Origin of the sequence: Aureibaculum koreense (genome assembly GCF_034296135.1) — a bacterium.
In the GTDB taxonomy this organism is placed as follows: domain Bacteria; phylum Bacteroidota; class Bacteroidia; order Flavobacteriales; family Flavobacteriaceae; genus Aureibaculum.
In genome coordinates this window covers 14106-28537 of sequence record NZ_JAXKVV010000006.1, presented here as the reverse complement: position 1 = coordinate 28537, position 14432 = coordinate 14106, and the positions used below count along the sequence as shown (strand labels likewise).

The window sequence follows — 14432 nt, the reverse complement described above, 5'->3', positions numbered from 1 at the left end:
ACTTAAAAATGGCATACGATAAATTTAACATATTACAAACATCTGCATATCCGTTACCTATTGAAAATGTAGATACAGATCAAATAATTCCTGCACGATTTTTAAAAGCAACAGAGCGAAAGGGTTTTGGCGATAATCTTTTTAGGGATTGGCGTTATAACGCTGATGACAGTCCAAAAAAGGAGTTTCCGTTAAACGACCCAAAGTATAGTGGCAAAATCTTAGTTGGAGGTAGAAATTTTGGTTCTGGATCTTCAAGAGAACATGCGGCTTGGGCAGTATATGATTTTGGATTCAGATGTGTAATCTCTAGTTTTTTCGCGGATATATTTAAAAACAATTGTTTGAATATTGGTGTATTACCAGTTCAAGTGAGTGAAGAATTTTTACAGGAAATTTTTGAGGCAATCTATGAAAATCCTAATACGGAGATTAAAGTAGATTTACCAAATCAAACTGTAACGCTTATAAGTTCAGGTAATTCGGAGTCTTTTGAAATCAATTCGTACAAAAAAGAAAACATGTTAAATGGTTTTGACGATATTGATTATTTGCAAAATATGAAAGGCGAAATTCAAGAGTTTGTTAAATCACGCCCTTTTTAGAGTACTTATGTTTTTCTGAATTATATTAAAAACCCAGAGCCTGTCTCCCTCCTTTGGAGGGATTAAGGGAGGTCTTTTTACAATCTTCTATGAGCAAACGTAAAATTGAAATCATGGACACCACCTTAAGGGATGGTGAACAAACAAGTGGTGTATCCTTTTCTTCTACTGAAAAATTAACCATTGCTCAATTATTGTTGGAAGAATTAAATGTCGATCGCATAGAAATTGCCTCAACACGAGTTTCGGAAGGTGAATTTAATGCTGTTAAGAGTATTACAGAATGGGCAAGTGAGAAAGGCTATATAGATAAAATTGAAGTTTTGTCTTTTGTTGATAAGGGCTTATCCATTAAATGGATGAAAGATACGGGTGCGAAAGTTCAAAATTTATTGACTAAAGGCTCTTTAAATCATTTAAAATATCAACTTAAAAAGACACCGGAACAGCACTTTTCTGAAATAAAAAATGTTATAGAACTAGCCGAAGAAGCAGGTATTAAAACAAATGTATATCTTGAAGATTGGAGCAATGGTATGCGTAATTCTCCTGAGTATGTTTATGAGTTTTTAGATTTTTTAAAAATACAACCTATTCAACGGGTTTTGTTGCCTGATACATTAGGTGTGCTATCACCAGAAGAATCGTTTAAATTCTTATCGGCAATTCGTTCTAGGTATCCAAAAACACACATTGATTTTCACGCACATAATGATTATGATTTAGGAGTTTCCAATGCCTTGGAGGCCGTAAAAGCAGGTGTAAATGGATTGCACCTTACCGTGAACGGGATGGGCGAACGAGCGGGTAATGCACCGCTTGCTAGTGTAGTGGCAGTAATCAATGATTTTTTACCAGAAGTTGAGATTTCGGTAAATGAAAAAGCTTTGTTTAAAGTCAGTAAATTGGTTGAAACTTTTTCAGGTTTTAGAATCCCAGTCAATAAACCTGTTTTAGGAGATAATGTTTTTACACAAACTGCTGGAATACATGCAGATGGAGATAGCAAAAAGAATCTTTACTTTAATAATCTATTACCTGAAAGGTTTGGTAGAAAACGCAAATATGCTTTAGGTAAAACTTCTGGAAAAGCAAATATTCAAAAGAACTTGCAAGAGTTAGGCTTGCAGTTGAACGATGAAGATGTGTTGAAAGTTACCCAACGTATTATTGAATTGGGTGATAAAAAGGAAGTGGTTACTAAGGAGGATTTGCCTTATATAATTTCCGATGTTTTGGATAGTAATGTTTACGAAGAACGCATTACTATCGAATCTTACGTTTTAACGCATTCTAAGGGTTTAAAACCATCTACCACGGTTTCTGTAAAAATAGATGGTAAGTTAATAGAAGAACACGCCCAAGGAGATGGTCAATTTGATGCTTTTATGAACGCTTTAGGAAAAGTGTATAAAAGTAAAGGACTCACGCTACCTAAATTAACCGATTATGCGGTTAGAATTCCTCCTGGGTCTAGTTCTGACGCACTGTGCGAGACGGTAATTAGCTGGCAAACTAAAGATAAAACCTTTAAAACAAGAGGGTTGGACTCTGACCAAACTGTATCTGCCATTAAAGCTACACAGAAAATGTTGAATATTATTTAACTGAAAATCAAAGAATTTTTTAGTTAAATGTTTAATAGATAATCATTTATTCCTTTTTTTTCACTAAATTAGTTACCAAAATTCTAACGTTTTCAATTATGGCTACTATAAATATTTCTACCAATATTAAAAAGTTATTATTCTTCATATTATGTATTGTTATGTCAACTTCAACCGCATTTGGACTGGCGATTTTTCAAGAAGAAACAAATCAAAATCAAGATGAATATGTTGAATACAGTGGTGTAGTCGCAGATAGCGAATCAGGTAATGCCTTAGTTTTTGCAACATTAGCGGTAAACGAAACAAATATCAGCACAATTACGAATTCTGATGGCAATTTTCTGCTAAAAGTGCCGAAAGATATGGACAACGCCAAAGTTACAATATCTTATTTAGGCTATGATACGAAAGAAATTCCAGTTAGTGAATTGAAAAAGGAAGATAACAAGATCCTGTTAAAAAATTCAATGATCGAATTAAGTGAAATAAATCTGGTGCTTCCTAGTGACGCTAAAGCATTGGTTAGATCTACATTAAAAAAGAAAGCTGAAAATAACGTGAACCAGCACGTGTTAATGACCGCTTTTTACAGAGAAACTATTAAAAAGGGGCGTAAAAACGCATCTTTGGCAGAAGCTATTGTAAATGTTTACAAGCAGCCTTACACCTCATCAAAAAATGATAATATTGAATTGTTTAAAGCTAGAAAAAGTACAGATTATAATAGGTTAGACACCATTGCCTTAAAACTTCAGGGTGGCCCTTACAACCCTTTGTATATAGATTTGATGAAATACCCGGAATATATTTTTAATTCGGAAATGATCGATAAATATAGGTTTAGCTTTGCCCCATCAACAACTATTAATGGAAAGTCGGTTTATGTAGTTCAGTTTAAACAATTAAATACTGTTGCTGAACCTTTGTATTATGGTAAATTATATATTGATTCGGAAACATTGGCTTTAAAAAGTGCCATTTACAATCTAAACGTTGAAAATAAGGAACTGACCAGTAACCTCTTTGTACGTAAAAAACCAAACGATATAACCGTTTATCCTACCAATGCAGCGTATAGGGTTGATTATCGTGAAAAAGACGGTAAATGGTATTATGGTTATGGAAACGTGCAATTGAGTTTTAAAGTAAAACGCAAACGAAAATGGTTTAGTTCAAACTATTCGTTAACCAGTGAAATGGCAGTTACGGACTGGGAGTTTAATATTGATAACGAAAAATTGAAGAATAGGGAAAGGTTAAAAAAATCTGTTGTTATTAGTGATGCCGCTTCAGGATTTTCAGACCCTGAATTTTGGGGAGCTTACAATGTTATTGAGCCTGAAAAGTCAATTGAATCTGCAATTGATAAAATTAAAAAACAGTTAAAGAGAGCCAATAAAGGGGGATGAACATTTTTGAAAATACTGCCACAAAAAAGCCGTTATGCTAAAAGCGTAACGGCATTCTTTTAATATAGTCGCTAAACTTGGGAATTAAAAGAAGTAAACAAATATATAAAAACTATTTTTTGAAACCGTATTTTTGCAGAAAATTATAATGATTATGTCAACGTTTTCTGATTTAGGTATCCAATCATCTTACATAAAATCTTTAAAAGAATTAGGGATAACCATTCCAACGGAAATTCAAAAAAAAACCATTCCCGTGCTGTTAAATTCTCAGACCGATTTTATTGGCCTTGCCCAAACCGGAACCGGTAAAACCGCTGCTTACGGATTACCAATATTGCATTCTGTTGATACTACTAAAGATTATATTCAAGCCTTAATTTTAGCTCCTACGCGAGAATTGGTGCAGCAAATACAAAAACAGTTATTCAGGTTTACAAAATATCACGCTGCTAAAATATTTTCTGAAGGTATATATGGTGGCGAAAAAATCGATATACAATTAAAAAGGATACAGCGTACTACTCATATCGTTGTGGCAACCCCAGGAAGATTGATAGATTTTATTGAACGTGGGGAAATTGATTTAAAAAATATAAACACTTTGGTATTAGATGAAGCCGACGAAATGTTGAGTATGGGATTTAAACAAGATTTGAATACCATTTTAAAGTATACAAGCGGGCAACGGAATACATGGCTTTTTTCTGCGACAATGCCTGAAGAAATCCAAAATATTGTTAAAAAATATATGTCGCCCAAAGCTATAAAAATAGCGGTTAATGAAAATAACTTGGTAAATGCCAATATTGATCACCAATATTTAATTACAAGTATTAAGAAAAAAACCGATGTACTCATTCAATTTTTAGAAAATAGGCCAGAAGAAAGAGGTATTATTTTTTGTAGAACAAAAGCAGGTACACAAAATCTCACACATATTCTGAAAGAAGAAGGATTCTCGGTAGGAGCATTGGAAGGAGATATGCAGCAACGCGATCGTGATAAGGTAATGAGAGCATTTAAAAACGAAAGTTTGCAAGTACTTATATCTACTGATGTTTCGGCACGTGGTATAGATGTTAATAATTTAGTATTTGTAATCCACCATCAATTGCCAGAGCAATTGGAATATTACACCCACAGAAGTGGAAGAACTGCCAGAGCGGGTAAAAAGGGTATTTCTATTGCTTTGATTTTACCGAGTGAATTACAACAAATACAAAGCATTCAAAAGGCTTTGGGAATAAAATTTACTGAAGTTTTTCCATCATAGTTCAAAACTATTGATCCAACTCTAAAAACAGCAACTTATCCATTTAGATTTTTTTTATTAATTTTCATTCATCAAAACCTAATGATGAATAGACTTTTATGTTAAAAACCATCTACATTTTGATAGTGCTGTTCTCATTAATCGGTTGTAAGGATAAGGAGGAAGACCCTTATACTTGGAAAACAATTAAAGTTACCGCTACTGCTTACAATTCAACGAGAGCTCAAACAGATGGAAGTCCACAATTAACCGCATGGGGAGATAGCCTTAAACCAGGAATGCCATACATTGCTGTTTCCAGAGACTTACTCCGACTAGGTCTAAAGCACAATACACCCGTAAAAATTGAAGGGCTAAACGGTATTTATCTTGTAAAAGATAAGATGCACTACCGTTGGCGAAAAAAAATTGATATTTATATGGGCAAGGATATCAAAGCGGCCAGAGAATGGGGGCGTAAAAAAGTTGAAATCCAATATGGGGTTATCGATACTACAAAAATAAAAAAATAATCTTTTTCTGTGATTTTTTTCTTTCTTCTTATACTAATGGGTTGTAATTAATTTTGAATGACCAAGCAACAAGCATTTACCGAAGTTATTAAAAAGAATCAAGGTCTTATTTTTAAAGTTTCATCAATTTATACTAATAATACCGAAGATCAGAAAGACCTCTATCAAGAAATTGTATATCAATTATGGAAATCCTATAAAACTTTTAAGGGAAACTCTAAAATAAGCACATGGATGTACAGAGTAGCTTTAAACACTTCTATTACTTTTTTGAAAAAAGGAAAAAAAAGTGGGGTACGAGTGCCAATTGAACAAATACTTACACATAAGACGGAGCAAGAAGATACCATTTTAGAAGAAAGAATCACTCTGTTACATACACAAATAAAAAAGCTAAACATAATTGAAAAGGGCATTGTTTTACTCTATTTGGAAGGGAAGAGTTATGATAATATTGCTGAAATTACAGGGTTTTCAAAAACAAATATTGGCACAAGACTATCAAGAATTAAAGAAAAATTAAAAACACAAATTTTAAAATAATATGGAATTAGAAGAAATGAAATCACTTTGGACTAATTTATCTAAAGAAGTAGAACAACAAAAAATATTAACCGATAATTTAATTATGGAAATGACAAAAGAACGCTTTAATTCAAAACTGAGTAAAATTGCGATTCCAGAAACAATTGGGGCAATAATGTGTATTGCATTTGCATTATTTATACTTATAAATTTTAATAAACTAGATACTTGGTATTTTATTACATGCGGAATTTTTACAGTTTTGTATCTTATTTTACTTCCTATTTTATCAATGCAAAGTTTATATAAAATGAAAAATATTTCTCTAGATAATAAAGATTATAAAGAAACTTTAATGATTTATTCAAGAAATAAAAATAGATATATGTTAATTCAAAAATCTAGCATCTATTTTAGTCTGTTGTTAATTTTTACATCTATGCCTTTGGCTGGAAAAATATTTAATAACAAAGATATTTTTCTAAACAGTACTATTTGGTATATCTACTTACCTATTATGATACTATTTTTATTTTTATTTTCTAGATGGGCAATAAAATGTGTTGGAAATATTACACAGTCAGGTGAAGAATTATTAAATGACTTAGAAAAAAATTCAAAATAAATTCGAATTTATTTTACTGATTATCAATTATTTAAAATAAAAGGTTAAAATTTTTTTAAAAAAAGGTAGGAGTTTTAGAGAGAAAGTTGTTTTGTATATGAATAGTGAAATAATATTAATCATTAATTTTAAATCAGATATACTATAAGATTAATAGAACAAAAGGGGTAAAGCTGTCTTAACGCATTGGTGAGTTAAGACAGTTTTTTTTTGTTCATTATTTAATTCTACAATTAATACAGTAAACTTTAGTATTTTTGAATCGTAAAAAGTGGATAATTTCATGCTATGCGATATTTGTTCTTATTAATTACTTTAGTAGCTTTTTCTTGCAAAACCGCTAACAAAATTATTGACAAACCGATAGTTTTTGATAATGAGAGGAAAATGCTAACACTCGATTATTTGTCTGATCGCTATGGTTTGGAGCAAGATTTGCCTACTATAGTTCCCAAGATTATTGTTTTACATTGGACGGCAATACCCACGTTAGAAAAATCTTTTGAAGCTTTTGTGAATCCAACATTACCTAATTGGCGACCAGAACTCGTCGAGACGAGCGGATTGAATGTTTCCGCACAATTTTTAGTAGATCAAGATGGTACTATTTACCGATTAATGCCCGAAACTACAATGGCACGACATGTAATAGGGTTGAACCATGCTGCAATTGGCATAGAAAATGTAGGAGGTACAAAAGACACACCGCTTACCGAAGCTCAACTAAAGTCTAATATATGGTTGGTTAAGTATTTGGCAAAAAAATATGATATTCAATACTTAATAGGACATTACGAATATACCAACTTTGAAAATCATCCTTTATGGTTAGAAAAAGATGATGGTTACAGAACCGAAAAAACGGATCCAGGTATTGATTTTTTAACTAAAGTAAAAGAAGCCACTAAACATTTGAATTTTAAACCCACTCCTCAAAAAAAATAAAAAGTAGAATATGAAATTAAAAGCTCTCCTGATATTAATTACATTATTTTGTTCAGAAATAATCTTAGGACAATCTGACGAAATGACAAGCAATTTGTATAACACTTACAATAAGTTTAAAGAACCAAGCCTGGACAAACGAAGAATTAAACATTCTGATATTAAACCATTAATTGAAAAATTCCGTAAAAATCCAAAATTCACGGTAAATAAAGTTGGGCAATCCATTGAGGGCAGGGATTTATCATTGATTAGTATAGGTACGGGTAAAACCAACGTTTTTTTATGGTCGCAGATGCACGGGGACGAACCTACGGCTACACAAGCCATATTTGATATTTTAAACTTTTTAGACAGTGATGATTTTTCTAAAGAGAAAAAGAAAATATTAAATAAATTGACCTTACATTTTTTACCTATGCTAAACCCAGATGGGGCAGAGGAGTTTACCAGAAGAAATGCTTTGGGGATAGATATTAATAGGGATGCCTTGCGATTACAATCACCTGAAGGGCAAACTTTAAAACGGGTTAGGGATAGCTTAAATGCCGACTTCGGTTTTAATTTGCACGATCAAAGTACTTATTATAATGCCGAGAGAACTGAAAAGCCTGCAACCATATCTTACTTAGCACCTGCTTATAATTATGAAAAGGAAATTAATGAAGTTAGAGGAAATGCCATGAAAGTCATTGTATTTATGAACAATATCATACAAAAATATGCATCTGGGCAAGTGGGGCGATATAACGACGATTTTGAACCTAGGGCATTTGGTGATAATATTACAAAATGGGGTACAAGTGCTATTTTAATAGAATCTGGCGGTTATCCAAATGATGTGGAAAAACAGGAAATTAGAAAGTTGAATTATGTTTCCATTCTTTCGGCAATTTATACTATTGCAAATGGCGATTATAAGGATATACCCATTGAAGATTATAACAAAATTCCTGAAAACGATCGTAAACTTTTTGATCTAAAACTTAAAAATTTAACATATAATGTTTTAGGAAAAGATTACACAATAGATTTGGGGATAAATAGATTAGAAGTTGATAATAAAGAAAACACAGATTTTTATAATGTAGGTAGAATTGTAGATCAAGGTGATTTATCCACCTATTATGGTTATGAAACTTTTGATGCCGGAGGATACAAAATTGTTGAAGGAACTTTATATCCATCAATGATTCCATCTATTACAAGTTATGAACGATTGAACGAACTTTCTATGCTTAAAAAAGGATATGTTTATGTTAAAATGGCCAAACTACCCGATGATAAAAATTATACCGACAAACCTATTATGGTTTTAAAAGTAACGAAAGCAACGCCGGAACTGAATGTGAGGGTAGGTGCAAATCCCACGTTTTTATTGGAAAAAAACGGAAAAATAGATTATGCGGTAATCAACGGATTTTTAATAGACCTTAACGCTGAAAATCCTAATTTTAAAAATGGATTGATCTATAAATAATTACCCTAAAATTTTGTCAAAACTGCTAATTTTGGCAGTTTTGGGTGAGGGAAAATAAAAACTTTTGGTTTTTATTTCCACCCCATTCTTTTTTTTAAACCATCTATATGTGCATAATGATGTACGGAATGCCATGCGTAAATTCCTATATTCTCTGCTAGCGATGTTTCTTTATTATTGTCAGGATGAATAAAAGTATGTTGCAGTTCATTGGCGTTCAATCCTTTTAAAAAATATACCCATTTTTCGTGTAGAGCACTTATAACATTTAAAGAGAGTAGGATAGGGGCAGATTTGGAATCTCTGAGTTCTGCCCATCGGTCTTCAAAATAAGGTTTTATTACCGGTTTTACTTCGGTCAACGCCCATTTGAAGCGGATATAACTATTTTGGTGACTATCGGCTAAATGGTGTACTACTTGTCTTACGGTCCAACCATCAGGTCTGTATGGGGTGTCTAATTGTGGATCAGACAAATCAATTACTAATTTTGTAAGCTGTTCAGGAAAATCTTCTAAAACTTTAATCCAGTCTCTAATGTGTTGTGAAGTAATTGGTGTTGGTAATTTAGCTTTACCTATTGGATATTTTAAGGTGTCTAAGTCTGTTGCTTCCATTTCTTTTTCAATTTTTAAGTAGCAACAACGTAAAACAAATATAGGTAAATTATTCAATAAAAAAACGCCCCAATAATTTGGGGCGTTTGTTCTTATTTCAAGGAATAGATTATTTCACATCCATCAGTTCCACATCAAAAATTAATGGAGCATTTGGAGGTATCACCCCACCAGCACCTCTAGACCCATAAGCTAGTTCTGAAGGAATTACCATACGTGCTTTATCACCAACTTGCAAGAGCTGAATGCCTTCGTCCCAGCCAGGAATAACTTGACCTACCCCAATGGCAAATTCGATAGGCTCATTACGCTTATATGACGAATCGAACACGGTTCCATCTAATAATTGACCTTTGTAGTGTACGGCAACTGTAGCACCCTTGGTGGCATTTTTTCCGTTACCTTTTTCTAGTATTTTATATCTTAAACCACTATCGGTTTTGTCAAAACCTTTAGAAGCATCACTTAATAATTTTTCATGTTTTGCTTTTTCTTCTGCTTCACGTTTAGCCCTGGATCCTTCAAAAGTTCTGAATGCTTCAATAGCATTAAAACTTTCAGCCTCTTTTCCCACTTTAATAATTTCTATATTTTCGATCTTATCACCTTGTTGAATATTATTTACAACATCTTGACCTTTAACTACCTCACCAAAAACGGTATGTTTGTTGTCTAACCATGGTGTAGGTACGTGAGTGATAAAAAACTGGCTACCATTGGTTGCCGGACCAGAATTGGCCATAGATAACATGCCGGGTTTATCATGTTTTAAATCAGGATGGAATTCATCATCAAAGCTGTAACCAGGGTTTCCGGTACCAGTACCTTGAGGGCAACCACCTTGAATCATAAAATCTGGAATTACACGATGGAATTTTAAACCATCATAATAAGGTTTTCCTTGTGGAAGTATTTTATTTTCTAAGTTGCCTTCTGCTAGGGCAACAAAATTACCTACAGTTCCGGGGGTTTTATCGTAAGTTAACTCAACCAATATTTCACCTTTTTCGGTGTTGAATTTAGCATATAATCCGTCGTTCATTTTATGTTTTTAGAATGAAGGGCAAATGTACTTTATATAATAGAATTTTACAATTTCATTTTAAAGAAAAAATTCAGGTTAGAATTTTACCCCTTTTTACCAGAACAGCTATTTTATAATCTTAAAAGTACCGTTTCTTTCACCAATTTCCACTTGTACTAAATACACTCCGTTAGGTAAGTTATCCATAAATACTTTAGATTCTAGGGCTACCGGTTTTTTTGATAGTACTCTTTGGCCAATTGTATTGTATATATTTACAACAGATATGTTTTCATCCGCTTTAAGTAATAGTACATTATTTGTCACGGGATTGGGTGAATAAATAAAGCCTACTTCGGCCAGATCCGTAATGCTTGCTGTAGCTGTATTTAATAATTTATAATGATCAATACCAACTCCCCATGTGTAGGTGTTTTCATCATCGTAAATAAATTTTACTTTGAAGGCATTGTTTATATAAGCTGTTACATCAATGGTTGTGGTTTGATTTGTGGCAGTGTTAGGTGCGGGATCATCAGCATTAACAAACAATACATTTTGCCAAATGGAGCCATCCCAAACATCTATCATAAAATTACCGCTATTGCCAAACGCCTGATGATTATATACAATTTCTATAGCGGCACTTACAACATTGGCGGCTATCAGGTCTATTGCCGGCCCTTCTAATTCCACAAAATTATCCACAAAACTTCCGCAGCTGTTATCGTTAAAGATTACACCACCACTAGAAAAACTGGCAGGATTTGAAAATCCGCTACCAATTAAAGAACCGGTATAGCCAAACTCCCAAGTGCAACCTGTTGGACCAGCTGTTGCGGACCAACCAGAAGGTATTGACGCAGCGTCAAAATTTTCCTCTTGTATTTGTGCATTGCTTATTTGGCAAGCACAATATAACATATACAGTAAAATTGCTTTTCGCATTGCATTAAATTTTAATTTCCACTTCATCTATCCGAACTCTACTGATATATGTCTTTTAAGTAGTAATTTTTTTCCATATCTTTTGTTTTAGTCAAGCTCAATTTTAAATAAAATTGAATGCCAATAACAACAAATTAAATAGGGTATTTAATATAACGCTTAGTTTGCGACTTTATTTTTACCAATTTAGAATATATAAAAGGTGTTGGCGAATATTAAAAGATAATTAGGCTAACCTAAATTGATGGTTTTAAAAAAGCTTTAATTGAGGGTTCTTATTTTTGGAATAAAGCGAATAATCCAAGGGTGTTAAAGAAGTATTGCTAAAATACATTTTTTTAGCTAATCTGAACTGGAGATTTACTTGTTCTGCAATTTTACCTTCGCCACGCATTCTAGTGCCAAAACGGCTATCGTTGAGTTGACCACCATGACAATCGGCAATTTGGTTGAGTATTTTGTCTGCTCTATCGGGTAGTGTTTTTTTTACCCAATCCGTAAAAATTTCGCCAATGGCACCATTGAGCCTTACAATGGTATAGGCAGCTGATTTTGCCCCCAGTTCACTTACTTTTTTTACAAGATCAAAAATTTCATGGCTATTGATTGCAGGAATAATAGGAGCCATCATTACATTTACGGGAATGTTATTGTTAGATAAAACTTCAACAGTTTTTAATCTTTTTAGTATTGAGGCTGTTCTGGGCTCTAGTATCCTTCTGGTTTCTTCTTTTAAAGAGGTTATTGAAATACTAACGTGTAGAAGATTCAAATCGGCTAATTCAGTAAGTATATCTAAATCTCTTAAAATCAATGTGTTCTTAGTAATAATGCTTACTGGGTGTTTATATTTTAAAAAGACTTTTAAAATATTTCGGGTTAATTCTAATTTTTTTTCGATTGGTTGGTAGCAATCGGTATTACCCGACAGCATTATATTTTCGGCTTCCCAATTTTTACTTTTTAATTTATCTTCTAATAAACTGGCAGCATTCTTTTTATATAATATTTTTCTCTCAAAATCCAATCCGGCACTATAACCCCAATATTCGTGCGTGTTTCTTGCATAGCAATATATACAACCATGTTCACAACCTTGGTAAGGGTTCATGGAATACGCCAAACCAATATCAGTACTGGTAACTTTGTTTAAAATTGTTTTCGGAAAAATTTCTAGATATTGGGTTTTAGAATTTTCATAATCATCACCTTCTTTTAAGCAATAGTTTAAAAAGTCGTTTTCAATAACTTTTTGATGCTGTAAAAAGCGATTATGAGTATTTACCTGGGCTCCTCTTCCTTTTATGTAATTTAGATTTTCGATGCCTAAAGTTACATCAGAATTTTTAAAAAGGAAAGATTGCGGTTAAGAAAAAATGTTAAAGTTTTCTTGTTTTATCCAACAAATAAAAATCTGCCAAAACCATAGCGGTCAGTGCCTCAACAATAGGCACTGCTCTAGGCACTACACAAGGATCGTGCCTGCCCTTGCCTTGTACATTTACGGCATTGCCATCGGCATCAATGGTATCATATTTCTGGAGCAGTGTGGCTACGGGTTTAAAGGCTACATTAAAGTAAATGTCCATACCGTTGGAAATACCTCCTTGAATGCCGCCGGAAAGATTTGTTTTGGTAGTTCCATCTGTATTAAAAGCATCATTATGTTCAGAGCCTTTTAATTTAGTACCTGCAAACCCGCTACCATATTCAAAACCTTTTACGGCATTAATGGTAAGCATTGCTTGGCCCAAACGGGCATGTAATTTATCAAAAATAGGTTCGCCAAAACCTAAGGGTACATTTTGAGCTACACAGGTAATTGTACCACCAATAGTGTCACCTTGTTTTTTTATAGCCTTAATATGATTTATCATTTTTTCTGCCGTTTCCACATCTGGACAACGTACCGCATTCGATTCTGTTTGTGCTAAATCTAATTCTTCATATGATTTATCTAAGAGAATACTACCCACAGAATTTGTAAACGCGTTAATTTTTATATCTTTTAAAAGTTGTTTTGCAATGGCACCTGCTACTATCCAATTAGCGGTTTCACGAGCTGAGGAGCGTCCACCACCTCTAAAATCACGTAAACCATATTTTTTCGTATAGGTAAAATCGGCGTGAGAAGGTCTAAAAGTATTTTTAATATCTGAGTAGTCTTTTGACTTTTGATTGGTATTTTTAATTATAAAACCGATAGACGTTCCTGTTGTTCTCCCTTCAAAAATTCCTGATAAAAACTCAACCTGATCTGGCTCTTTACGTTGGGTTACAATAGCTGATTGCCCAGGTTTACGTCTGTCTAGCTCATCTTGAATGGCATTAAAATCCAGTTGTAACCCAGCTGGGCAGCCATCTAAAACACCACCAATAGCAACACCGTGCGATTCTCCAAAAGTGGTTAGTCTAAATAATTTTCCGATAGAATTGCTCATAGCACAAAAGTAGCAAAGATTTTGAGTAAATTTTATGATATTTTATAAAATAGTTTAAAAAAGCTTTATATATTTGCACCCGCCTTGCCTGTTCGGGCAGGTCCGCTTAGGAGAAATGGCAGAGTGGTCGAATGCGGCAGTCTTGAAAACTGTTGAGGGTCACACCTCCGGGGGTTCGAATCCCTCTTTCTCCGCTAGGTGAATATCAAAAATCACCAAAACCCTGTAAACTAAATGTTTACAGGGTTTTTAATTTTATTTATTTCCATTTATTGCCAATTATTAGCATTATAAAGGTTACCTATTCGGTTACCTTTTTTTATTTTTAAATAGGTAACCGAATTTGGTGTATTTTGTTGATAATTAATGTCTTACAAAGGGTGTTTTTTATTATTTTATCGTATATTTAATACCA

Annotated in this window: 14 protein-coding genes and 1 tRNA gene; 10 read left to right on the top strand and 5 right to left on the bottom strand. The window is 33.2% G+C overall.

Annotation, left to right across the window (positions count from 1 at the left end; genetic code table 11):
- Nucleotides 1-8: 8 nt before the first annotated feature.
- The 9 genes from leuD (at nt 9) to UMM65_RS07175 (ending at nt 8987) form a co-directional block, all read left to right on the top strand.
- Nucleotides 9-605 (top strand): 3-isopropylmalate dehydratase small subunit, encoded by a 597-nt coding sequence (gene leuD, locus UMM65_RS07215; protein ID WP_321975822.1) that lies wholly within the window; start codon nt 9-11, stop codon nt 603-605.
- Nucleotides 606-694: 89 nt separating this feature from the next.
- Nucleotides 695-2212 (top strand): alpha-isopropylmalate synthase regulatory domain-containing protein, encoded by a 1518-nt coding sequence (locus tag UMM65_RS07210; RefSeq protein WP_321975821.1) that lies wholly within the window; start codon nt 695-697, stop codon nt 2210-2212.
- 98 nt (nt 2213-2310) lie between these two features.
- Nucleotides 2311-3624, top strand: a complete 1314-nt coding sequence (locus UMM65_RS07205; RefSeq protein WP_321975820.1) for a carboxypeptidase-like regulatory domain-containing protein — start codon at nt 2311-2313, stop codon at nt 3622-3624.
- 154 nt (nt 3625-3778) lie between these two features.
- Complete coding sequence (locus UMM65_RS07200; protein WP_321975819.1) at nt 3779-4900, top strand: DEAD/DEAH box helicase; 1122 nt, start codon at nt 3779-3781, stop codon at nt 4898-4900.
- A gap of 98 nt (nt 4901-4998) precedes the next feature.
- A complete protein-coding gene (locus UMM65_RS07195) occupies nt 4999-5412 on the top strand; it encodes a 3D domain-containing protein (RefSeq protein ID WP_321975818.1) in 414 nt (137 codons plus the stop codon).
- 57 nt (nt 5413-5469) lie between these two features.
- The gene (locus tag UMM65_RS07190) at nt 5470-5955 is read left to right on the top strand and encodes an RNA polymerase sigma factor (RefSeq protein WP_321975817.1); all 486 of its coding nucleotides are present in this window, start codon (nt 5470-5472) and stop codon (nt 5953-5955) included.
- 1 nt (nt 5956) lies between these two features.
- The gene (locus UMM65_RS07185; RefSeq protein WP_321975816.1) at nt 5957-6562 is read left to right on the top strand and encodes a hypothetical protein; all 606 of its coding nucleotides are present in this window, start codon (nt 5957-5959) and stop codon (nt 6560-6562) included.
- Between the two features lie 288 nt (nt 6563-6850).
- Complete coding sequence (locus UMM65_RS07180) at nt 6851-7507, top strand: peptidoglycan recognition protein family protein (RefSeq protein WP_321975815.1); 657 nt, start codon at nt 6851-6853, stop codon at nt 7505-7507.
- A gap of 10 nt (nt 7508-7517) precedes the next feature.
- Complete coding sequence (locus UMM65_RS07175) at nt 7518-8987, top strand: M14 family metallopeptidase (protein ID WP_321975814.1); 1470 nt, start codon at nt 7518-7520, stop codon at nt 8985-8987.
- A 71-nt stretch (nt 8988-9058) separates the two neighbouring features.
- Here UMM65_RS07175 and UMM65_RS07170 read toward each other — a convergent pair whose 3' ends face one another.
- The 5 genes from UMM65_RS07170 to aroC all read right to left on the bottom strand — a co-directional run bounded on the left by UMM65_RS07170 (nt 9059) and on the right by aroC (nt 14017).
- Nucleotides 9059-9604, bottom strand: coding sequence for a YfiT family bacillithiol transferase (locus UMM65_RS07170; RefSeq protein ID WP_321975813.1), 546 nt, complete (start codon nt 9602-9604; stop codon nt 9059-9061).
- A 109-nt stretch (nt 9605-9713) separates the two neighbouring features.
- Complete coding sequence (locus UMM65_RS07165; RefSeq protein ID WP_321975812.1) at nt 9714-10646, bottom strand: peptidylprolyl isomerase; 933 nt, start codon at nt 10644-10646, stop codon at nt 9714-9716.
- A 108-nt stretch (nt 10647-10754) separates the two neighbouring features.
- On the bottom strand, nt 10755-11576 hold the full coding sequence (locus UMM65_RS07160) for a T9SS type A sorting domain-containing protein (RefSeq protein WP_321975811.1): 822 nt from the start codon (nt 11574-11576) through the stop codon (nt 10755-10757).
- Nucleotides 11577-11826: 250 nt separating this feature from the next.
- Nucleotides 11827-12900: a PA0069 family radical SAM protein gene (locus tag UMM65_RS07155; RefSeq protein ID WP_321975986.1), complete on the bottom strand. Its 1074-nt coding sequence runs from the start codon at nt 12898-12900 to the stop codon at nt 11827-11829.
- Nucleotides 12901-12955: 55 nt separating this feature from the next.
- Nucleotides 12956-14017, bottom strand: a complete 1062-nt coding sequence (aroC, locus tag UMM65_RS07150; protein WP_321975810.1) for a chorismate synthase — start codon at nt 14015-14017, stop codon at nt 12956-12958.
- A gap of 109 nt (nt 14018-14126) precedes the next feature.
- Between aroC and UMM65_RS07145 the strand changes: the two genes are divergently transcribed.
- A tRNA-Ser gene (locus UMM65_RS07145) sits at nt 14127-14211 on the top strand.
- Nucleotides 14212-14432 lie beyond the last annotated feature (221 nt).